Below are 20770 nucleotides of genomic sequence, written 5' to 3' on the forward strand. Positions count from 1 at the left end.
AGTTTGAAGGTTATGACCGTAGGAGCGCCATGAGCAACGGCTTGTGTGTCACTTCTGACATTTCGGGCAATAAACGCTCGCCCGTTGCCCCAGCTTCACCTCGCGCATGATCGTCCCACAAACCTTGCATGGCTCTTCGCCACGGCCATAGGCGAACAATTCCTGCTGGAAATACCCCGGCTGACCATCCCCACCAATGAAATCGCGCAACGTGGTGCCGCCGCGCTCGATCGCCGCCGCCAGAATCCGTTTGATCTCAATGGCCAGCCTTATATAGCGCGCCTTGGAAATGGTCTTGGCTTCCCGGCGAGGATCGATGCCCGCCGCGAACAACGCCTCGGTCGCGTAAATGTTGCCCACGCCCACGACAACGGCGTTGTCCATGACGAACGGCTTGACTGCCATCGAACGACCACGGGACAACTCATACAAACGCAAGCCATCGAACACGTCGGTCAACGGCTCAGGCCCCAGACGAGCCAGCAGTTCGTGATTATGAGGATCAAGGCTCCACAGCATCGCGCCAAAACGGCGGGGGTCGGTGTAACGCAAAGCCAGGCCGGACTCCAGCTCGATGTCCACATGCTCGTGCTTGAGCGCGGGCAACCCGGCCTCGACCAGACGCAAGTTGCCGGACATGCCCAAATGGCTGATCAAGGTCCCGACTTCGGCCTGAATCAGCAAATACTTGGCGCGCCGCTCCACCACGACAATCTTCTGCCCCGACAGCCGCACGTCCAGGTCTTCCGGAATGGGCCAACGCAAGCGGCGGTCGCGCACGATGACGCGATTGACTCGCTGACCTTCCAGATGGGGCGCAATACCCCGACGAGTGGTTTCGACTTCAGGCAATTCAGGCATGGGACGGCTCGATGGCGAGAGGAGGATAAGCGCGCGGTCAGTGCGCGCTCAGCTCACGAATACTTTCTTTGAGGTTTTCGAAGTCGTAATCGGACAGGCCGACGTAGTCGAGGATCAAGTGGCCAATGCTGTTCCATTCATGATCGACGCTTTGGTTGCCCAATACACGATGGGACGAACAGATGTGCTCCGCCATCTTGAGGATCGCCAGCAGGTTCTTCAGCGGCGCGTTGCGCCCTGATTCGTCCTGGAAGATCGCCAGTGCGTTGTGGTGGTTGGCAATCGCATTGCTGACATGTTCGGGTAAACGCCAGGATTTGGCTGTGAAATACCCGACAACTGCGTGGTTGGTATTGAGAATGCGGTTCTCGGTGTCCACCACGCGGCATTCCGGGCTAGCCTTGGCATAGGCTTCTTCCAGTACGTTCATGTATTCGGGGAAACGCTTGAGCATCAGCGGCACGCCGCAATCATGGAACAAACCCAACGCGTAGGATTCGTCCACGGTTTGCGAGCCGATGCGCTTGGCCAGCGTCAGACTGGTCATCGCCACGTCCTGCGCGGTGTCCCAGAAGCGGTTGAGCACGACGATGGTTTCGTCGCTCATTTCGCCCTTGATCGATTGCGCGTTGATCAGGTTGATGACCGACCGACTGCCCAGCAGATTCACAGCGCGCTGGATGGACGCGATCTTGTTGGCCAGCCCGTAATGAGCCGAGTTGACGATTTTCAGTAGCGCTCCCGACAGGCCCGGATCCTGCGCGATCAACCGTGCGATGACACCCAGATCGGGGTCGGGCATGTACTGCTCCATCTGCAAATCCACCATGATTTGCGGCTGGGGCGGGACGCTGATGCCTTGCAACGCCTGCTGGATCTGCTCGGAAGTAAGCTCTTGGGACATAAGTACACACTCAAGGTCAGGGGGCGATTTTAACCCTTACCGCCCATGCTTCGACAACCGTTGAAACACCTTGAAGGTTCCGACCGGAGACCACCTGGTTAATTCATCTGCATCCGCCCGCTGGCGAGATGACACGGTATAATCCCGCTCTTTTTTCCGGAGCGACGTCATGTCCCTGCCTAGCTTGCGCCTCAAGCCCAACGCCGACCGTCGCCTGCGCGCCGGTCACCTGTGGATCTACAGCAACGAAATCGACGTTGCCGCCACCCCGCTCAACGGCTTCGCTCCAGGCGCCCAAGCGGTTCTTGAAACAGCGAGCGGCAAGCCGTTGGGCATCGTAGGCGTCAGCCCGAACAACCTGATCTGCGCCCGTCTGCTGTCTCGCGACATCAAGCTGGCGCTGGACAAATCGCTGCTGGTGCATCGCCTGAACGTCTGCCTGTCGCTGCGCGAGCGCCTGTTCGACAAGCCGTTCTACCGTTTGGTCTACGGCGACTCCGACCTGCTGCCGGGCCTGGTGGTGGATCGTTTCGGCGACATTCTGGTGGTGCAACTGGCCTCAGCCACCATGGAGCAGCACAAAGACGACGTGCTGGCTGCGCTGATTCAGGTGCTCAAGCCCAGCGGCATCCTGCTCAAGAACGACTCGGCCGCCCGCGATGCCGAAGGCTTGAATCGTTACGTTGAAACCGCGTTTGGTCTGGTGCCCGAATGGGTTGCGCTGGAAGAGAACGGCGTGAAATTCGAAGCGCCGGTGATGGAAGGCCAGAAGACCGGCTGGTTCTACGACCACCGCATGAACCGCGCGCGCCTGGCACCGTACGTCAAAGGCAAGCGCGTGCTGGACCTGTTCAGCTACATCGGTGGCTGGGGTGTGCAAGCGGGTGCGTTCGGCGCGAGCGAAGTGTTCTGCGTCGACGCATCGGGCTTTGCTCTTGATGGCGTGGAGCGCAACGCGACGCTGAACGGCTTTGCCGACAAGGTCACCTGCGTTGAAGGTGATGTGTTCGAGGCCCTGAAAGAGCTGAAAGCGGCTGAAGAACGTTTCGACGTGATCGTCGCCGACCCGCCCGCCTTCATCAAACGCAAGAAAGACCTGAAAAACGGAGAAGGCGCCTACCGTCGCCTGAACGAGCAAGCCATGCGCCTGCTGACCAAGGACGGCATTCTGGTCAGCGCCTCCTGCTCGATGCACCTGCCGGAAGACGACCTGCAAAACATCCTCCTGACCAGCGCCCGCCACTTGGACCGCAACATCCAGTTTCTGGAACGCGGCGGCCAAGGCCCGGATCATCCGGTACACCCGGCGATTCCGGAAACGCGTTACATCAAGAGCATTACGTGCCGGTTGTTGCCGAATAGCTAAAAGCTTCGCAGGCAAGCGCGCTCCTACAGATAACCGCGTTTTCCATGTGAATGCGCTCCGCTGCAGGAGCGCGCTTGCCCGCGATGACGTCTCAACATGAATCAAATCCCAGCCGCTCGACCGCAAGACCCCAACCTCGCCACTTCCCACCATTCCCTCCTGCCCTCACAGGTGTAGAATCAGCGCTATTCATCGCCAATCATCCCCCGGCGGGTTTATGAGCTCTGGCCGAGCGCGCAGCGATCCTGCGGCGTCACCGACCTCATCCGCAGCGGCAGCTACCTGTCGCCGTTGCAATGGACCAAGAGAAGCTCACTCCCTTACTGAACCTGATTAGCCGCCCGGAGTGCTCCAATGCCTGATTACCGCTCGAAAACGTCTACCCATGGCCGCAACATGGCCGGCGCGCGCGCCCTGTGGCGTGCGACGGGCATGAAAGACGAAGACTTCAAGAAACCGATCATCGCTATCGCCAACTCCTTCACCCAGTTCGTTCCGGGCCACGTGCACCTGAAAGACCTGGGCCAGCTGGTCGCGCGCGAGATCGAAAAAGCAGGCGGCGTCGCCAAGGAATTCAACACCATCGCGGTCGATGACGGCATCGCGATGGGTCACGACGGGATGCTGTACTCGCTGCCGAGCCGCGAGATCATCGCCGATTCCGTGGAGTATATGGTCAACGCCCACTGCGCTGACGCCATTGTTTGCATCTCCAACTGCGACAAGATCACCCCCGGCATGCTGATGGCCGCCCTGCGCCTGAACATCCCGGTGATCTTCGTGTCCGGTGGTCCGATGGAAGCGGGCAAGACCAAGCTGGCCAGCCACGGTCTGGACCTGGTCGATGCGATGGTCATCGCCGCCGACTCCTCGGCGTCCGACGAGAAAGTCGCCGAATACGAGCGCAGCGCTTGCCCGACATGCGGCTCGTGCTCCGGCATGTTCACCGCCAACTCGATGAACTGCCTGACCGAAGCCCTGGGCCTTGCGCTGCCGGGCAATGGTTCGACCCTGGCGACCCATGCCGACCGCGAGCAACTGTTCCTGCGCGCCGGTCGTCGCATCGTCGAGCTGTGCCAGACCTACTATCGCGACGGCGATGATTCGGTACTGCCACGCAACATCGCCAACTTCAAAGCCTTTGAAAACGCGATGACCCTCGACATCGCCATGGGCGGTTCGACCAACACCATCCTGCACTTGCTGGCGGCCGCTCAAGAAGCCGAAGTCGCGTTCGACCTGCGTGACATCGACCGTCTGTCGCGCAAAGTCCCGCAACTGTGCAAAGTCGCGCCGAACATCCAGAAGTACCACATGGAAGACGTGCACCGTGCCGGAGGCATCTTCAGCATCCTCGGCTCGCTGGCCCGAGGAGGCCTGCTGCACACCGACCTGCCGACCGTGCACGCCCCGTCGATGGAAGAAGCCATCGCCAAGTGGGACATCACCCAGACCGACGACGAAGCGGTGCACACGTTCTTCAAGGCCGGCCCCGCGGGCATCCCGACTCAAACGGCGTTCAGCCAGTCGACCCGCTGGGAAACGCTGGACGACGACCGCGAGAACGGCTGCATTCGCAGTGTTGAGCACGCGTACTCGAAAGAAGGCGGCTTGGCCGTGCTGTACGGCAACATCGCACTGGACGGCTGCGTAGTGAAAACTGCGGGTGTCGACGAGTCGATTCACGTGTTCGAAGGCAACGCCAAGATCTTCGAAAGCCAGGACAGCGCCGTACGTGGCATCCTCGCTGACGAAGTGAAAGCGGGCGACATCGTGATCATCCGTTATGAAGGTCCGAAAGGCGGTCCGGGCATGCAGGAAATGCTTTACCCAACGTCGTACCTGAAATCCAAAGGTCTGGGCAAAGCCTGTGCGCTGCTGACCGACGGTCGCTTCTCGGGCGGCACCTCGGGCCTGTCCATCGGCCACGCTTCGCCTGAAGCGGCGGCTGGCGGCGCCATTGGTCTGGTGCGCGATGGCGACAAAGTGCTGATCGACATCCCGAACCGTGGGATCAACCTGCTGGTTTCCGATGAAGAACTGGCCGTGCGTCGCGCCGAACAGGACAAGAAAGGCTGGCGTCCGGCCGAAGCGCGTCCACGCAAAGTCACCACCGCCCTCAAGGCTTACGCCCTGCTGGCAACCAGTGCCGACAAAGGCGCTGTGCGTGACAAGGCACTGCTGGACAAGCTGGTTCCGTAATCAGTCTTCGCAGCAAATAAAAAGCCCGGCAGCGATGCCGGGCTTTTTATTGAAGTCCGAAATACGGTCTTATCGCGGGAGATTCTATGTTGCCTGGTCAAGCGCATTCGCCACCCAGTTGGCTCCCACAATGACTGCGTCTGCCCCATACCTTATGTTCAACGTCGAACCTGTGGGAACTGGCTTGCTGGAGAAAGCGGTGTGTCATTCACCGCCTCCTTGTCTGACCCGACGTATTCGCCAGCAAGCCGGCTCCCACAGAGGCGGATTGCATCAATCCTGATGGACTGCACCATCCACCAGCACCTGAATCGTCCCCTGCGAACAAAACTCCACCCGCCCCTGCACGCCATACACATCGGCCAGCAGACGAGCATCAAGGATCTGCCCCGCTGAGCCGCAGGCAAACAACTCCCCCTCGCGCAGCACGGCGATCTGATCGGCATGCCGCGCCGCCAGGCTGATGTCGTGCAGCACCACCACCGCAATCAACTGATGTTCGCGCACCATGTCGCGCACGCAGGCCATGACTTTGAGCTGGTAATTGAGGTCCAGCGCGCTGGTGGGTTCGTCCAGCAGCATGACTTTCGGGCGACGGGCGATCAGTTGCGCAAGGCTGACCAGTTGCCGTTGCCCGCCGGAAAGACCGTTGAGCAGGTTGTCCGCCAGGTGCGTGATGCCGATCCGTTGCAGCGCCTTGTACGCCTCGCGCAAACAGACCTCGCTGGACAACGGCACGCCATCGACCGAACTGACACGCAGCGCCGCGACAATGCTCTCCATGACACTCAGCGATAGCCCCGGCGGCAAGTTCTGCGGCATGTAAGTGATCAGCCGTGCCCGCTCCGCGATGGAGACGTTGTTCAGCGAACGCCCCTGCAGACTGACGTCGCCACGCATCTTCTCCAGCCCTGCCACGGCCCGCAGCAGCGTCGACTTGCCCGCGCCGTTCGGCCCGATCAGCGCGGTTACCGTACCCGGTTGCAGTTCGGGCAGCGACAGCCCGCGCACGACGTGGCGTCGGCCATAACTCACCTGCGCATCGCGCACGCTTAACCCGCTCACAGTTGCCTCCCGCGCTTGAACACCAACACCACGAAGATCGGCACGCCGACCAGCGCGGTCACGATACCGACCGGCACGATCAATTTGCTGGCGATGGACGATAGCGAAAGCAGCAGCGCACCGACAATCGCGCTGGCAGGCAGCAGGAAGCGCTGGTCCTCACCCACCAGAATCCGCGCGATATGAGGACCGACCAGCCCGATGAACCCGATGGTGCCGACGAAGGCCACAGCCGTGGCCGACAGCAAACTGATGCGCAACAGGGAGAACAACCGAAGACGACGCACATCGATGCCGAAACTCTGGGCCCGGTCTTCCCCCATGCGCAGCAGGGTCATGCGTGGCGAGGCCGCGAACGACATTGGCATGATCACCGCCAGCACCAGCGCCAGAATCCCCAGCTTTTCCCAGTTGGCGCGGGCGACACTGCCCAGGCTCCAGAACACCAGTTGTTGCAAAACGTCTTCGGTGGCCACCAGTTGCAGCAGGGCCACCAGCGCATTGCAACTGAACACGAGCGCGATGCCGAACAGCACCAGGCTTTCGACACCCGCCCCACGTAACCGCGACATGGCTTGCAGCAGGAAGACTGATGCACAGGCGAAGACAAACGCCGACAGCGAAACCGCCGCATTGCCCGATAACCAACTGACCGACACGGGAAACACGATCACCAGCGAAGCGCCCAACGCCGCCGCTGAAGACACGCCCAATGTGAACGGGCTGGCCAGCGGGTTATTGAGGATGGCCTGCATCTCGGCCCCCGCCAGCGACAACGCACAGCCCACCAATACCGCCATCAGCGCGTACGGCAGGCGCACGTTCCAGATGATGATGCGGTCGGTGATCGGCAGATGTTCGGGGTGCAACATGCCGTCGATCAATGTGCCCAGCCCCATGCCGGAAGGGCCGGTGGTGAGGTCGATCAGTACGGCGAATACCAACACCGCCAGCAAGATCGCCAGCAGCCAGAAACGACGCGCCAGCAAACGGCGGTAGCCCAGGCTTGCGGCTTCAAGCCCTGCCGGAGCGGACTCGGGCAGAGCACGGGCTTGAGAAGTCACTTCTGTTGGTCGATCCAGTACTGGCCGGACAGCGGCGTGTCGAGGAACTGCTTGTTCATCTCGGCCATCGTCTGCTGCGGATCGAGGTCCTTGAACTTGGCCGGGCTGATCCATTTGGCCAACGCCTCGATCGCCAGAATGTTGTACGGCGAGTTGTAGAAGTCGTGCCACAGGCCGTGGGCCTGACCCTCACGAATCGGACGCAGGTCCTTGAACTCAGGACGCGCCAGCACTTTCTGGAACGCGGCCTGCGCCGGGGCTTGTTGCACACCCGCGCCGAGCAGCAGACCTGGCTCATGGTTGCCGGTGGCGATATACACGTCAGGGTCAGCCTTGAGCGCGTATTCAACGCTCACGTCGCCCAGCGCACCCGGCACCACGCCTTCGGCGATGTTGCGGCCACCGACCAGCTTGATCACCTCACCCAGACCACTCTTGCCGGTGGTGTGACCCGGCGCCTGCCAGGCCCCAGCCAGCAATTCAAGGAAAACGCTCGGGCGCTGGCTGTCGTCGACTTTGCCAACGGTGTCGATAACGTGTTTGAGGTGTTGATCATAGAAATCGATGTAGGCCGCCGCTTCCTTGTCACGCCCCAGCGCGCGGCCCAGGGCCATCATGCTGGTGCGGGTGCCCTCGATAGGCTTGATACGGAAATCGACGAACAGCACTGGAATGCCCGCTGCCGCCAGCGTGTCGGCCACCGGGCTGTGCTCGGTCGGGCCGTGGCCGGAGATGCTGAACACTGCCAGATCCGGTTTCAGGCTGAGAATTTCTTCGGCGCTGACGCTTTGCTCGGACGCCTGACCGATCAACGGGATTTTGCTGACTTCGGGGAATTTCGCGGCGTAAGCGTTATAGGTGTTGGGGTCCAGTTTTTTCAGGTCGGCCTGCCAGCCGACGATGCGCTTGAACGGAGCGTCGTGATCGAGCACCGCAAACACCGAAATCAAACGACCCTCGCCCAGCACCACACGCTGAACGTTGTCCGACACGTTGACCTTGCGGCCCAGCACGTCGGTGACTTCTTTGGCCGAGGCCGTGGACATCTGGGCCAGACAGGCGCCCAGCATCAGGACCAGCGCAGCGGTGGCCCGTATCGAGAGGAAAGGTTTGAACACGCACGTCTCCAGATTACAATGACTCGCATTTACACTCGCCAGTCTAAAGAGCAGCCTGGTGCGCGATGGTTGAACTTTGTATTGGCGATGCAGGAAAACGTCGCTCACAACATTTCATTACATTTGCCCCGCCCACTGACTGTTTTTTTCGGTAGGACAACGCCGGGCGGGCGTCTCGGCAGGGCTGCCCTCATTCGACCCACAGGCACATCATCCCGAATGTCCAAGCAAGATCATGTGTTGATCGTCGATGACGATCCGGAAATCCGCCAACTGCTCGCCGATTACCTGCGCGATGCGGGCTATCAGACGTCCACGGCGAGCGACGGCAAGGAAATGCGTCGACGCCTTGAGCTGAACGTCATCGACCTCATCGTGCTGGATCTGATGTTGCCTGGCGAAGACGGCCTGACGCTGTGTCGCGAACTGCGCACCACGTCCAACATCCCGGTGGTGATGCTGACGGCGCGGGGCAGTCTGATTGATCGCATCGTGGGCCTGGAAATCGGCGCCGACGATTACTTGCCCAAGCCGTTCGATCCTCGCGAATTGCTGGTGCGGATCAAGGTCGTGCTGCGCCGGGTGCAGAGTTTTCCCGAGCGGGCACGGGTGGATGAAACGCCCTTCGTGGTATTCGACGGCTGGAAACTCGACACCCGAGCGCGGCAAATCCTGTCTCCGGCTGGGCTGGTAATCAGTCTCGGTAACTCGGACTACCGGGTGCTGCGCCTGTTGTTGCAACACCCGAACCGGCCGTTGAGTCGCGACTTCCTGCTCAATCATGTTTTCGAGAAAAACAGCACACCGTTCGACCGCTCCATCGATGTCTGCGTCAGCCGCCTGCGCCAGCAACTCGACCCCAAGCTGATCAAGACCGTGCGCAACGAGGGCTATATGCTCACTGCGACTGACGTGGCTTCGGCTTCATGAGGCTGTGGCCGCGCACGCTTTATGGCCGCCTGGTGATCATTCTGGTCAGTGGCATGATCGCCGCGCAGATCGCCACCAGCAGCATTTGGTATGACGTGCGCCACAGTCAGGTGCTGGAAATTCCCACGCGCCTGATCGCCAGCCGCCTAGCCGATATCGTACGGGTGATCAGCATTGAACCGACCCATACCAACGGCTTCATCGGGCACCTGAACACCCCCGACTTTCGCTTGCAGTTCATCCCCACGCCGACGCCACGCACCGAAAAACTCAGCAGCGCCGATCAAGCCACAGAGCGCCTGTTGAGCAACGTGATCGAGCAGCGCACCCACATTCCCACCAACCTGCGCCTGCTGCATTTGTCGTTGCTGGATGAACAGGGCAACACCGCCGGGATGAGCACATTGTTTGGATCAGGCCCCGCAGCCGGGATGTTCGATATCGAGCTGCAACTGCCCGATGGCCGCTGGCTGCAAGTGCGCGCTCGGGAAGATCAGGGCTGGACCAGTCTTACGCCGGTGCAGGTCATGTTCGATTACTTCCTGCGGATTTATCTGGTGCGCATCGTGTTGCTGGCAATCATCGTACTGCTGGCCGTACGCCTGGCCATTCGCCCGCTGACCCAACTGACCAACGCTGCGCAGGCGCTGGGCCGCGACATCAAACGCCCGCCGCTGGCGGTGGACGGGCCGCTGGAAGTACGGCGCGCCGCCAGAGCGTTCAACAGCATGCAGCAGCGGCTGATCAACAACCTGCGCGAGCGCACACGCTTCCTTGCCGCCATCTCCCACGATCTGCGTTCGCCCATTACCCGCTTGCGCCTGCGCACGGAAATGCTCGCGGATGAACGGGCCAAAGAGCGCTTTCGCCAGGACCTGGAGGACATGGAAAACATGGTCTCGGCGACGCTGGAGTTTGTCAGCAGCGGTGAGATCAACGAGCCTCGGCAGAGCGTCGACATCAATGCCCTGCTGGTAAGCCTGCAAGCCGATTTTGAAGACATGCATGCCAAAGTGACGCTCCACGGCACCGCGTCGCAGCCTCTGCCCGCATATGCACGCAGCCTGAAGCGTTGCGTGCAGAACCTGCTGGAGAACGCCATCCGTTACGGGCATCAGGCCGAAGTTTTCGTCGAGGATCAGCCAGAGCGTCTGCGTATCGTCATCGCCGATCAGGGGCCGGGGATTCCCGAGGATCAACTTGAGCAAGTGGTCGAGCCGTTTTTCAGGCTGGAAAGCTCGCGCAACGTGGGGACCGGCGGGTATGGCCTGGGGCTGAGCATCGCCCATACCGTGGCGGCGGCTCATGAAGGGCGGTTGCAGTTGCGCAATAAAGAGAGCGGCGGGCTGGAAGCGATTCTGGATTTACCGCGGGTTTGATATCGGACGCACACCGGCGCCTGCAGGGGTGCGTGTTCAACGATAAATTCATGATCGGGCCGATACTTGTGGGAGCCGCCTTGGTGGCGAAAGCGGTGTGTCAGTCACCTCAACCGTGCCTGACCTGACGCCTTCGCCAGCAAGCCGGCTCCCACAAATACTCACCAAGTCTTACTGGATTTCATCCGGCTTCACGATCACCCAGTTCTTGTCCGCCGTCACCGGCAGACCTTCTTTGGCCTGGGCCTCGGCATTGGTTTTCATCATGCCGTTGAGCTGGGTCATGTACTTGTCCTTGCGGTTGACCCACAGGTGAATGCCGCCTTTGCTCACATCAACACTGTGGAACAACATGTAACCGTCGCTGCTTGGCGTATCGCCACCCACCAGCACCGGCTTCTTCCACTGATCGATGTACGTCAGGATCGCCGCCTGCTTGCCTGCCATCCAGGTCGCCGGGGTCCACAGGTAAGGGGTCAGCTCCAGGCCGAGGTTGGCTTTCTCGTCGTATTTACCTGCGCTGATCTGTTTGCGCGCGGTAGTCAGCTCACCGGTTTCACGGTTCTTCAGCAGGGTGGTCACGCCGATTACGTTCTGCGGTTTGACGTTGTAGCCGTACTTTGGATCGGACGCGACCATGCGCACCAGTTCCTCAGACGCGGCGGTCATCACGTACACCTCGATGCCGTTTTCCATCAGTTTGTTGTACAGCTCGGCTTGGCCGGTGAAGACCTTCGGCGGCTGGACTTCGATGGTCTTGACCACGTCACCGTCGTAATAGGTGCTCGGGACGGGTTTGCCCGATGCCATCAATTCGTCGACGTAGCCTTTGAGTTCTTTGAGGGTGAAACCGGAGAACACCTGCGCAACCCATGGGTAGCACACCATGTCGTCGATTTCGCAGAGGCGGTAGTAATAGCTGAACAGGCTTTCCTTGTGCTCAGCGGTGTCCTTGAAGGGGATCAGTTTGAGAGAAGGGTCCAGCTTTTCGCGAGTGATCAGCCCCTTGTTTTCCATGTACGGCAGCAGGGATTCTTCCAGATCGTAGCGATAGCTGGTGTTGTCCATGTCGAAAACCGCGAAGTTACCTTTGTTGGCGTTCGCCGCAATCATGGCGTTGAGCTGCTTGGCGGCAGGCTCTGGCCAGTGCTTGAGTTCGGTGGAAAATGCCTGTCCGGCAAGACCCAGACAGAGCGCAGCGGCCAACAGTTTTGGAGCGAGCTTCATAACGGTGTCCTCCCCTTTTCAAATTCGAGACTGGACCGTAACAAAAAGCCATGACTGTTTTAATGCGTCAGCGACGGTGCGTGTTCTGATGGCGCCATGTTGAGAGCCATTCGCGACAAATGACATAAAAACGACACTTTCATTTCATTGCTTATGAAAGCGCCAAGGCGTCGCAGCGCAGCGGCAGGCTCCGTCAGCGTCAATCTGGAAATTTTGAAGAGCGATCCACTCGTCCAGCGAAACGCCTGACTAAGTCGTCACTGCCGGAGAATGGGTACGGAATACAGCTAGTTTATTGAGCGCAATGACCAGCGACTCATCGTCGAAAAGCTTGCTCTTGCGAACAGCAGCAGCCTTGCCTCCGGACCAGCATTTGAGCCCGCTCTTGATGTCATCCACAGTTGGAGCGACCTTATCTTGATACAAAAGCCAGTCAACCGTAGCCAGAAGCTCCATACCGAATGGAGATTCAAAACCATCAATCAAGTCAGCTGTAAACTCCAACGCAGGTAGATAAGCCTTGGCCTCACTAGCCAGATAGGCCTGCAGATAGGGCTTTCGACTATCGTCAAACCATATGACGTCTAGTGGCCCCGCATCAGCTATGCGTTTCCCACAATGCAGATAACTTCCATCCAGATTATCCAGCAGATGATCAAGACGATTCGCGTACGGGCCGTATGTGTGTGCCGAAAACTGGAGTTCCAGCGGATTATCTGCAGGTAAAAACCGTTCGATTGATCGCTCCAAGAACCAAGCAAGCTTCTGAATCTCAAGCAGACTGCACTCCATACCCAAAACCCAATAGCGACGCACCAGCTCCGCGATAAGAGCCCGAGCGGGCGTAAGATTTTCTACACCACTTCGTTTTGAAACATTCTGGTATTTATCAGTAGGCTCAAAAACCAGGATATCGGCATCCAGCCCTTTAAGGACTGCCGTGATCTCGTCACGAACAGCGGGCCACGGCAAGCCGCCATTACCCGCCCCCAATGGAGGGATAGCGATGGAGTTCACTGATTTTTCGAGGATGAAGCGGCGCAGATCCTCCAGACCCGCGGTGATCCATGCTAGCTGCGACGGCGAACGCCAATGTCGTTTTGTTGGGAAGTTCACAATCCATCGCGGCCCGTCCAGCTCCCGAACCTCGGTGACAAACATCTTTCCGGTGACGACTTCATCCGATTTGCAGGCAGCGGCGTACAGGCGATAGTTTTCTACAAAGCGCTCCTTGAACATCAGCGCAATGCCTTTTCCCATCACTCCAACAGTGTTGACTGTGTTGACCAGCGCTTCGGCCTTGGCCTCGAGCAGGTTACCTTGCGTAAAGCGAATCATCAGAAATACCACCCAGGACGAGCATGAACAGGAAGATCAAGGCGACGCTGCCGGACCTCCAGCTCAAACCGACGTTTCAAAGCTTCGTTGTAGCAGATAATCCCAAGAAGACCAGCGACAGGAACGTGACCATGGACGAGCGCTTCAGCCTGATAGCGCTCCATTTTCCGAGGATCATCGGGATCACGCTTGAAGTCTCTGTGTTGCAAAAGCCTCCAATCGATCCTGTCGAGATGCACGAGATCAGCATAGTAGCCGGTCCAGTCTGGATAAGCGTGAGCATCGGTGAAGATAAACGGCAAACCCAATGATTGAATATGGTACAGGCTAGAGACGAGGATCACGATCTCCTCATTGGGCCTCTGCTGCACGCCCCACCCCGAATGGATGTTTTTCATCATGACGGAAAAGGGTGTGAAGTAGAAAGGCACGTAATCGGCCAAGGTCCCACCAGGAGCGATATGCACATGACGAGAGGCGCGCTTGGAAATCAAGTCAGGATTGCCAATGCCGACGTAATTGTCCGCAAACTTCCCTGCTCCCATTGCATAGAGCCCATGCTTGAGGATCCATGGCAGATTGTCTCTGTGAACGATCCTCCATAGGAGCGCTTTTTGAGGATTGAGGTTCGTGAAAATCATCTGTTCGAAAACATGTTAGGGGCCGCGTCCACCCAAAGTCTCGAATAACCCATATCTTGAGCTCGCCTGCTGACCATTTGCCAGATCTCCTCAGTCGGTACGTAGATTTTAGCAAAATCGCTCACCGGAACCGCAGCCGGTGAAAGGCACTCTGACATGCAAACATGGCGACAATCCGCATTAGAGTAGTCCCTACGATCCATCAGATCCCAGTCAATCGCCGCAAAACCTTCAACGTACGACATGAGCTCAAACCGGCCTCCGGCCAGCGGGTGACTGGGGATAATGCGCCAATTGTTCTGACTAGCATGACCACGATTCACTGCAATCAAAACAAAATCCTCGTCAGGTCGATCACGCTGAACTCGGCCGTCAAACGGATTACGGGCAAACCAGTGAAATGGCACAAAATTTTCTAGCGAGTTGCGCGTACGCCCCTCGATGATGTCGGCATCTGCAACGTCTCTAAAAACACCATGAGCCAAAGCTGCACGCGGTTGCAACCCATCTCGGAGGATCGATGAGATATTGTCGAAGCTAGTTAAATGGTAAATGAAGCGTTGATCGCGAATAGTCACCGATATACCCCAATAGAGAGCCATCAATATGATGGCAACTCTGACATGGGATCCAAAATCCAGCTAGAGCCTACGCCACAAATTCAACCTCGTTCGCTAACATGTCGCCGATGCATCAAACCCGCTCCCACACCTCAAAGCTGTACGCAGGCTTGTCGTCCAATGCCGGATTCTCAACGTTCGACACCAGCGTCCACCGCGCCTCATCAAATTCCGGAAACCACGCATCGCCTTCCGGATTCAACGCCACACGCGTCAGGTACAAACGATCCGCGCGCTCCAATCCCTGCTCATAAAGCTGAGCACCGCCGATCAACATCACTTCACTGACGCCCTGCTCAATAGCCCAGGCCTCAGCACGCTCAACGGCCGCTTCCAGCGAGGTAAAGACCTCGGCGCCGTCCAGTTTGAGATCGGCCTGGCGAGTCACGACGATATTCAGGCGCCCCGGCAGCGGACGACCCAGCGAATCCCAGGTCTTGCGACCCATGATGATCGGCTTGCCCAGCGTCGTGGCCTTGAAATATTTGAAATCCCCTGGCAGATGCCAGGGCATGGAATTGTCGATGCCGATCACGCGGTTTTCCGCGAGGGCGGCAATCAGGCTGAGGGGGAGATGTTCTTTTTTCATGGCGGCGAGGATAGCAGTACACATGCATGCACGTATGCACGGAAGCTCGCGATAGCGGTCACACCGGTTATGCTCCCTCCTGAACTTACCAACGAGATACCGCGTGACTGCACTGACCCCACTCGATGAACTCTGGCTGACCGAAGCGGTGCGCCTGCGCGAGCAGCACGCAGGCGCCCTCGAAGACGAAGAAGCCAGCCGCCGCGCCCGCACCACGGCGGGCGATCTGCTGACCCGTATCAAGAACCGCGCAGTGTGGCTGGCCGAGCGCGACGGCATGGTGGCGGCCCTGCGTCAATGGAAACAGGGCGCTCGCCTTTCGCTGATCCTGTTAGGCATTTTCGCCGTGGTCAGCGGTGCCGGGTTGGCCTTCGCCGCATTGGGCGACGGGCAAACACCGGTCAACGTGTTCTGGGCCTTGGGCAGTTTGTTGGGGCTGAACCTGATTCTGCTGATCAGTTGGGCGCTGGGCTTTCTGTTTGCCGGTGAAAGCGCTGCCAGCCTTGGCCGATTCTGGTTATGGCTCAGCGAAAAACTCGCCCGCGATGCTCAGGCCGCGCAATTGGCCCCTGCGTTGATTCTGTTGCTGCAGCGCAAACGCCTGAACCGTTGGCTGCTCGGGGCGTGCGTCAACGGACTATGGCTGCTGGCTCTACTCAGCGCGCTGATATTGCTGTTGTTACTGATGGCCACGCGGCGCTATGGGTTTGTCTGGGAAACCACCATTCTGGGCAGCGACACATTTGTCAGTCTGACCCAGACCCTCGGCGCACTGCCGTCAGCGCTGGGCTTTCGCGTTCCAACCGTAGAAATGATCCGCGCCAGTGGCGACAGCGCGCTGGTGATCGAAAACGCGCGGCAGGCTTGGGCGGCGTGGCTCGTCGGCGTACTGGTCATTTATGGCATTGCCCCTCGCCTGCTGCTGACTCTGCTGTGTTATGGCCGCTGGCGCGTGGGCCGTAAACATCTCATGCTGGATGTAAGTGAACCGGGCTACGCCGAGTTGCGCGAGCGCTTGATGCCCAGCAGCGAGCGCCTCGGGGTCAGCGACGCCGCACCTGCCCAATTGCATCAGGTGCAAAGCGGCCCGGCAGCCGAACAAAGCGAAGGCGCGTTGCTGGTGGCCATCGAACTGGACGATCAACGCCCTTGGCCGCCTAAGCTCCCACACACCGTCGCTGACGCAGGCATCCTCGACAGCCGCGAGTCCCGCCGCACCCTGTTGGATCAACTGACCCGTTATCCACCTGCACGCCTGGCCATCGCCTGCGACCCCCGCCGTTCGCCGGACCGAGGCAGCCTGGCACTGATTGCCGAACTCGCTCGCTGCGCCACGGCGACACGCATCTGGCTCTTGCCCGCCCCCGTCGGTGAGGCGCTGGACGCAGATCGATTGAGCGACTGGCACGTCGCCCTGCAACAATTGGAGCTGCAATGGGCCGACAGCGCGCCGCTCACGTGGCTGGAGACCGGACATGACTGATAAACACGCCTATCGCCCACTGAAACTGGCCGTTGTCGGTCACACCAATGTCGGCAAAACCTCGCTGCTGCGAACTTTGACCCGCGATGTCGGCTTTGGCGAGGTGTCCCATCGCCCCAGCACTACACGTCACGTTGAAGGTGCGCGACTGTCGGTGGAGGGTGAGGCTTTGCTGGAGCTGTACGACACACCGGGTCTGGAAGACGCCATCGCCCTGCTGGACTTTTTGGAGCGTCTGGACCGCCCCGGCGAACGCCTCGATGGCCCGGCGCGGCTGGCGCGCTTTCTGGAAGGCAGTGAGGCCAGGCAACGCTTCGAACAGGAAGCCAAAGTACTGCGCCAGTTGCTGGCGTCGGATGCAGGCCTGTATGTCATCGACGCCCGTGAGCCCGTTTTCGCCAAGTACCGCGACGAACTGGCGGTACTCGCCAGTTGTGGCAAACCGCTGCTGCCGGTCCTGAATTTCGTCAGCAGCTCGCACCATCGCGAACCGGATTGGCGTGAAGCCCTGGCGCGGCTCGGTTTGCACGCACTGGTGCGATTCGACAGCGTTGCTCCGCCGGAAGACGGCGAGCGACGGCTTTATGAAAGCCTGGCGTTGCTGCTGGAGTCGTCTCGCGGTCAGTTGGAACGGCTGATCCTCGATCAGCAGGCTCAACGTGAAGTCCGTCGTCACAGTGCAGCGCGCCTGATCGCCGAATTGCTGCTCGATTGCGCTGCCTGCCGCCGCAGTGTGGCGACCGAAGCCAGCCAGGTGAATACCGCGATTGACGACCTGCGCAAATCAGTGCGTCAGCGCGAACAGCGTTGTGTCGAAGCCTTGCTGAAGCTGTACGCGTTTCGACGCGAAGATGCGTCGGCCAGTGACCTGCCGTTGCTCGACGGTCGCTGGGGCGATGACCTGTTCAACCCGGAAACCCTGAAGTTGCTGGGCGTACGGGTGGGCAGCGGCATTGCGGCTGGGGCTGCGGCGGGCGCGGGCGTGGATCTGCTAGTGGGCGGCATCACGTTGGGCACGGCGGCGCTGGTCGGGGCGATTGCCGGTGGCGCCTTGCAGACTGCGCGCAGCTATGGCGGCCGCTTGCTGGGCAAGCTCAAGGGCCAGCGGGAACTGACCGTCGATGACGCAGTGCTGCGATTGCTCGCCCTGCGCCAACGGCAACTGCTGCTGGCACTTGAGGCGCGGGGTCATGCGGCGATGGACAGCATCAAGTTGGAGGCGCCACAGGAAAAATCCTGGCGCGAGGGCAAACTGCCGGACGCGCTGCACAAAGCCCGAGCGCATCCACAGTGGTCGTCGTTGAACCCGCATGCGAAGCTCAATCAGGCCGAGCGCCAGGAGCACATCGAAGCGTTGGCGACAACGATTGTTCGATGACACTGCCGATAGTCGCATCGATCATTTTGCGATAGGGGAATTGCGCGCCGCCCGGTATGATCGCGCGCCCGATACACCCTGAGTTCACCGTGATGAAACCGACCCTGATCGCCGCTGCAGAAATCGACCGTCTGGAAACCTGGCAGAAGTATTCCAGCCACATGTGCGGAGGTTGTGTATCCAGCTGCTGCACGCTGCCGGTCGAAGCGAAGATCAAGGACTTGATCCGCATCGGTGTCGTTGACGAATTCGAAATGGGCGATAACCCGAAGAACATCGCCAAGCGCTTGCAGAAGGAAGGCATTATCGAGCGCTTCAACCAGAAATCGGGGATCTTCACCCTACAGCGCATGAGCAACGACGATTGCCTGTACCTGGATCGCAAAAGCCGCCTGTGCACGATCTACGACAAACGCCCCGACACCTGCCGAAACCATCCGAAAATCGGACCGCGTCCGGGGTATTGTGCGTACAAACCCAAAGCGCCTGAGCGTCAGGACAGTGGCACGTTGCGCTCCAACTCTGCGCACATACCGTTGAAGTTTTGATACACCTCTGTAGCAGTCCGGCTTGCCGGCGGTGGCGTTATTGAAATCGCTACCGCCGGCAAGCCGGACTGCTACAGAAGGTTAGGCGCATCCCCCGCACAAACAAAAACGCCCCCGGCCTTTCGACCGGGGGCGTTGTCATTCAGCCTGAGCTAGATCAAGCCTTGGCTTTCTTGGCAGCGCGGGTACGCTCGCCTTCGTCCAGGATCTTCTTGCGCAGACGGATCGACTTCGGCGTCACTTCGCACAGCTCGTCGTCCTGGATGAACTCCAGAGCTTGTTCCAGCGTGTGGCGAACTGGCGGAACCAGAGCGATGACTTCGTCTTTACCCGAAGCACGCATGTTGTCCAGCTTCTTGCCTTTGGTCGGGTTAACGCCCAAATCGTTGTCACGGCTGTTCAGACCGATGATTTGACCGTTGTAGATGTCCTGACCGTGCTCGATGAACAGCTTGCCACGAGCCTGCAGGGTTTCCAGGGAGTAGGTCAGTGCCTTGCCGGTTTCGACCGAAACCAGAACACCGTTCTGACGGCCCGATACGTCGCCCGACTTCATGGTGTCGTAACGGTCGAAGATCGAGGTCAGGATGCCTGCACCGGAGGTCAGGGTCAGGAACTGGTTACGGAAACCGATCAGACCACGGGCTGGAATGTTGTATTCCAGACGTACACGGCCCTTGCCATCCGGCGCCATGTTGGTCAGGTCGCCCTTACGCAGACCCATTTCTTCCATGACCTTGCCCTGAGCGTCTTCAGGGATGTCGATGGTGACGTTCTCGAACGGTTCCTGCTTCACGCCATCCTTGACACGGATGATCACTTCCGGACGACCAACGGCCATTTCGAAGCCTTCACGACGCATGGTTTCGATCAGAACCGACAGGTGCAGCTCACCACGGCCAGAGACCTTGAACTTGTCAGCCGAGTCGCCTTCTTCAACGCGCAGCGCAACGTTGTACAGCAGCTCTTTGTCCAGACGCTCCTTGATGTTACGGGAGGTCACGAACTTGCCTTCTTTACCGCAGAACGGCGAGTCGTTGACCTGGAAGGTCATGGAAACGGTCGGCTCGTCAACGGTCAGAGGCTTCATCGCCTCGATGGTGTTCGGGTCGCACAGGGTGTCGGAGATGAACAGCTCTTCGAAGCCGCTGATGCAGACGATGTCGCCCGCAGTGGCTTCTTCGACGTCCACGCGGTGCAGACCGTGGTGGCCCATTAGCTTCAGGATGCGGCCGTTGCGCTTCTTGCCGTCAACGTCGATCGCAACAACCGGGGTGTTCGGCTTGACGCGACCGCGAGCGATACGGCCAACGCCGATAACACCCAGGAAGCTGTTGTAGTCCAGAGCGGAGATTTGCATCTGGAAAGGACCGTCGACGTCAACGGTCGGAGCCGGGACGTTGTCGATGATCGACTGATACAGCGGGGTCATGTCTTCGGCCATGTCGGTGTGGTCCAGACCGGCGATGCCGTTCAGGGCCGAGGCGTAGACGACTTTGAAGTCCAGCTGTTCGTCGGTGGCACCCAGGTTGTCGAACAGGTCGAAGATCTGGTCCAGAACCCAGTCAGGACGCGCGCCCGGACGGTCAACCTTGTTGATGACGACGATTGGCTTCAGACCGGCTTCGAAGGCCTTCTTGGTCACGAAACGGGTTTGCGGCATCGGGCCGTCTTGAGCGTCGACCAGCAGCAGTACGGAGTCGACCATCGACATCACACGCTCAACCTCGCCACCGAAGTCGGCGTGGCCCGGGGTATCGACGATATTGATGCGGTAGTCGTTCCAGCGAATCGCGGTGTTCTTCGCCAGAATGGTAATGCCGCGCTCTTTCTCCTGGTCGTTGGAGTCCATCACGCGCTCATCATTGAGTTCGTTACGCTCAAGAGTGCCGGACTGACGCAGGAGCTTGTCGACGAGGGTCGTTTTACCATGGTCAACGTGAGCAATGATGGCGATGTTACGTAGATTTTCGATCACTTGTGTATCTCGATCAGAGGATTCGGTGAGCTGACTGATTGTAGCCAGCTATGAAGACAGAAACCGGCGCAAGCCGTTA

At 59.4% G+C, this 20770-nt stretch carries 18 protein-coding genes; 7 read left to right on the plus strand and 11 right to left on the minus strand.

All coding sequences use genetic code 11. The features are described from left to right. Positions 1-48: 48 nt before the first annotated feature. Both mutM and ACI2KB_RS19040 read right to left on the minus strand, forming a co-directional pair. A complete protein-coding gene (gene mutM / locus ACI2KB_RS19035) occupies positions 49-861 on the minus strand; it encodes a bifunctional DNA-formamidopyrimidine glycosylase/DNA-(apurinic or apyrimidinic site) lyase (protein ID WP_404636771.1) in 813 nt (270 codons plus the stop codon). A gap of 37 nt (positions 862-898) precedes the next feature. Then, the gene (locus tag ACI2KB_RS19040) at positions 899-1765 is read right to left on the minus strand and encodes an HDOD domain-containing protein (RefSeq protein ID WP_404636773.1); all 867 of its coding nucleotides are present in this window, start codon (positions 1763-1765) and stop codon (positions 899-901) included. A gap of 169 nt (positions 1766-1934) precedes the next feature. Here ACI2KB_RS19040 and ACI2KB_RS19045 point away from each other — a divergent pair, with 169 nt between their 5' ends. Then, a complete protein-coding gene (locus ACI2KB_RS19045; protein ID WP_404636775.1) occupies positions 1935-3131 on the plus strand; it encodes a class I SAM-dependent rRNA methyltransferase in 1197 nt (398 codons plus the stop codon). A gap of 354 nt (positions 3132-3485) precedes the next feature. Next, a complete protein-coding gene (ilvD, locus tag ACI2KB_RS19050) occupies positions 3486-5333 on the plus strand; it encodes a dihydroxy-acid dehydratase (protein ID WP_404636777.1) in 1848 nt (615 codons plus the stop codon). A 273-nt stretch (positions 5334-5606) separates the two neighbouring features. Here the strand turns inward: ilvD and ACI2KB_RS19055 are convergent, their stop codons facing one another. From ACI2KB_RS19055 to ACI2KB_RS19065, 3 genes are read right to left on the minus strand one after another with little or no spacing between them, the layout of a single operon-like run. Next, the gene (locus tag ACI2KB_RS19055; protein WP_404636779.1) at positions 5607-6398 is read right to left on the minus strand and encodes an ABC transporter ATP-binding protein; all 792 of its coding nucleotides are present in this window, start codon (positions 6396-6398) and stop codon (positions 5607-5609) included. Next, complete coding sequence (locus ACI2KB_RS19060; protein WP_404636781.1) at positions 6395-7462, minus strand: FecCD family ABC transporter permease; 1068 nt, start codon at positions 7460-7462, stop codon at positions 6395-6397. The genes ACI2KB_RS19055 and ACI2KB_RS19060 overlap by 4 nt, the downstream gene beginning before the upstream one ends. Further along, entirely contained in the window at positions 7459-8532 is a 1074-nt protein-coding gene (locus ACI2KB_RS19065) for an ABC transporter substrate-binding protein (protein ID WP_404637016.1), read from the minus strand. The genes ACI2KB_RS19060 and ACI2KB_RS19065 overlap by 4 nt, the downstream gene beginning before the upstream one ends. Positions 8533-8799: 267 nt before the next feature. On the opposite strand from ACI2KB_RS19065, the gene ACI2KB_RS19070 reads away from it, so the two are divergent. Both ACI2KB_RS19070 and ACI2KB_RS19075 read left to right on the plus strand, forming a co-directional pair. Then, positions 8800-9510, plus strand: coding sequence for a response regulator (locus ACI2KB_RS19070; RefSeq protein ID WP_404636783.1), 711 nt, complete (start codon positions 8800-8802; stop codon positions 9508-9510). Next, positions 9507-10889 carry an ATP-binding protein gene (locus ACI2KB_RS19075; RefSeq protein ID WP_404636785.1) on the plus strand — a complete coding sequence of 461 codons (1383 nt, stop codon included), beginning with the start codon at positions 9507-9509 and terminating at the stop codon, positions 10887-10889. Before ACI2KB_RS19070 ends, ACI2KB_RS19075 begins: the two co-directional genes overlap by 4 nt. Positions 10890-11060: 171 nt before the next feature. Here ACI2KB_RS19075 and ACI2KB_RS19080 read toward each other — a convergent pair whose 3' ends face one another. From ACI2KB_RS19080 to ACI2KB_RS19100, 5 genes are all read right to left on the minus strand, one after another. Next, entirely contained in the window at positions 11061-12116 is a 1056-nt protein-coding gene (locus ACI2KB_RS19080) for a haloacid dehalogenase-like hydrolase (RefSeq protein WP_404636787.1), read from the minus strand. Between the two features lie 249 nt (positions 12117-12365). Next, the gene (locus tag ACI2KB_RS19085) at positions 12366-13454 is read right to left on the minus strand and encodes a macro domain-containing protein (RefSeq protein WP_404636789.1); all 1089 of its coding nucleotides are present in this window, start codon (positions 13452-13454) and stop codon (positions 12366-12368) included. Further along, positions 13454-14095: a DUF4433 domain-containing protein gene (locus tag ACI2KB_RS19090; RefSeq protein WP_404636791.1), complete on the minus strand. Its 642-nt coding sequence runs from the start codon at positions 14093-14095 to the stop codon at positions 13454-13456. Before ACI2KB_RS19090 ends, ACI2KB_RS19085 begins: the two co-directional genes overlap by 1 nt. After that, the gene (locus ACI2KB_RS19095) at positions 14092-14673 is read right to left on the minus strand and encodes a DarT ssDNA thymidine ADP-ribosyltransferase family protein (protein ID WP_404636793.1); all 582 of its coding nucleotides are present in this window, start codon (positions 14671-14673) and stop codon (positions 14092-14094) included. Before ACI2KB_RS19095 ends, ACI2KB_RS19090 begins: the two co-directional genes overlap by 4 nt. A 115-nt stretch (positions 14674-14788) precedes the next feature. Continuing rightward, on the minus strand, positions 14789-15328 hold the full coding sequence (locus ACI2KB_RS19100) for a dihydrofolate reductase (RefSeq protein ID WP_404636795.1): 540 nt from the start codon (positions 15326-15328) through the stop codon (positions 14789-14791). A 79-nt stretch (positions 15329-15407) separates the two neighbouring features. Here ACI2KB_RS19100 and ACI2KB_RS19105 point away from each other — a divergent pair, with 79 nt between their 5' ends. The 3 genes from ACI2KB_RS19105 to ACI2KB_RS19115 all read left to right on the plus strand — a co-directional run bounded on the left by ACI2KB_RS19105 (position 15408) and on the right by ACI2KB_RS19115 (position 18713). Continuing rightward, a complete protein-coding gene (locus tag ACI2KB_RS19105) occupies positions 15408-16787 on the plus strand; it encodes a DUF2868 domain-containing protein (protein ID WP_404636797.1) in 1380 nt (459 codons plus the stop codon). Beyond that, positions 16780-18165, plus strand: coding sequence for a GTPase/DUF3482 domain-containing protein (locus ACI2KB_RS19110; protein WP_404636799.1), 1386 nt, complete (start codon positions 16780-16782; stop codon positions 18163-18165). Before ACI2KB_RS19105 ends, ACI2KB_RS19110 begins: the two co-directional genes overlap by 8 nt. 92 nt (positions 18166-18257) lie before the next feature. Continuing rightward, positions 18258-18713: a YkgJ family cysteine cluster protein gene (locus ACI2KB_RS19115; protein ID WP_404637018.1), complete on the plus strand. Its 456-nt coding sequence runs from the start codon at positions 18258-18260 to the stop codon at positions 18711-18713. Positions 18714-18870: 157 nt separating this feature from the next. On the opposite strand, the gene typA is transcribed toward ACI2KB_RS19115, so the two are convergent. Continuing rightward, on the minus strand, positions 18871-20691 hold the full coding sequence (gene typA / locus ACI2KB_RS19120; protein WP_404636801.1) for a translational GTPase TypA: 1821 nt from the start codon (positions 20689-20691) through the stop codon (positions 18871-18873). Between the last annotated feature and the right edge of the window lie 79 nt (positions 20692-20770).

Source organism: Pseudomonas sp. NPDC088444 (genome assembly GCF_044900175.1).
Taxonomy (GTDB): Bacteria; Pseudomonadota; Gammaproteobacteria; order Pseudomonadales; family Pseudomonadaceae; genus Aquipseudomonas.

Coding starts and splice junctions, on each gene's coding strand:
- ACI2KB_RS19070 (WP_404636783.1), top strand. CDS start 8,800: ATGTCCAAGCAAGATCATGTGTTGATCGTCGATGACGATCCGGAAATC.
- ACI2KB_RS19090 (WP_404636791.1), bottom strand. CDS start 14,095: ATGATTTTCACGAACCTCAATCCTCAAAAAGCGCTCCTATGGAGGATC.
- ACI2KB_RS19080 (WP_404636787.1), bottom strand. CDS start 12,116: ATGAAGCTCGCTCCAAAACTGTTGGCCGCTGCGCTCTGTCTGGGTCTT.
- mutM (WP_404636771.1), bottom strand. CDS start 861: ATGCCTGAATTGCCTGAAGTCGAAACCACTCGTCGGGGTATTGCGCCC.
- ACI2KB_RS19110 (WP_404636799.1), top strand. CDS start 16,780: ATGACTGATAAACACGCCTATCGCCCACTGAAACTGGCCGTTGTCGGT.
- ACI2KB_RS19065 (WP_404637016.1), bottom strand. CDS start 8,532: ATGCTGGGCGCCTGTCTGGCCCAGATGTCCACGGCCTCGGCCAAAGAA.
- ACI2KB_RS19085 (WP_404636789.1), bottom strand. CDS start 13,454: ATGATTCGCTTTACGCAAGGTAACCTGCTCGAGGCCAAGGCCGAAGCG.
- ACI2KB_RS19100 (WP_404636795.1), bottom strand. CDS start 15,328: ATGTGTACTGCTATCCTCGCCGCCATGAAAAAAGAACATCTCCCCCTC.
- ACI2KB_RS19045 (WP_404636775.1), top strand. CDS start 1,935: ATGTCCCTGCCTAGCTTGCGCCTCAAGCCCAACGCCGACCGTCGCCTG.
- ilvD (WP_404636777.1), top strand. CDS start 3,486: ATGCCTGATTACCGCTCGAAAACGTCTACCCATGGCCGCAACATGGCC.
- ACI2KB_RS19075 (WP_404636785.1), top strand. CDS start 9,507: ATGAGGCTGTGGCCGCGCACGCTTTATGGCCGCCTGGTGATCATTCTG.
- ACI2KB_RS19115 (WP_404637018.1), top strand. CDS start 18,258: ATGAAACCGACCCTGATCGCCGCTGCAGAAATCGACCGTCTGGAAACC.
- ACI2KB_RS19040 (WP_404636773.1), bottom strand. CDS start 1,765: ATGTCCCAAGAGCTTACTTCCGAGCAGATCCAGCAGGCGTTGCAAGGC.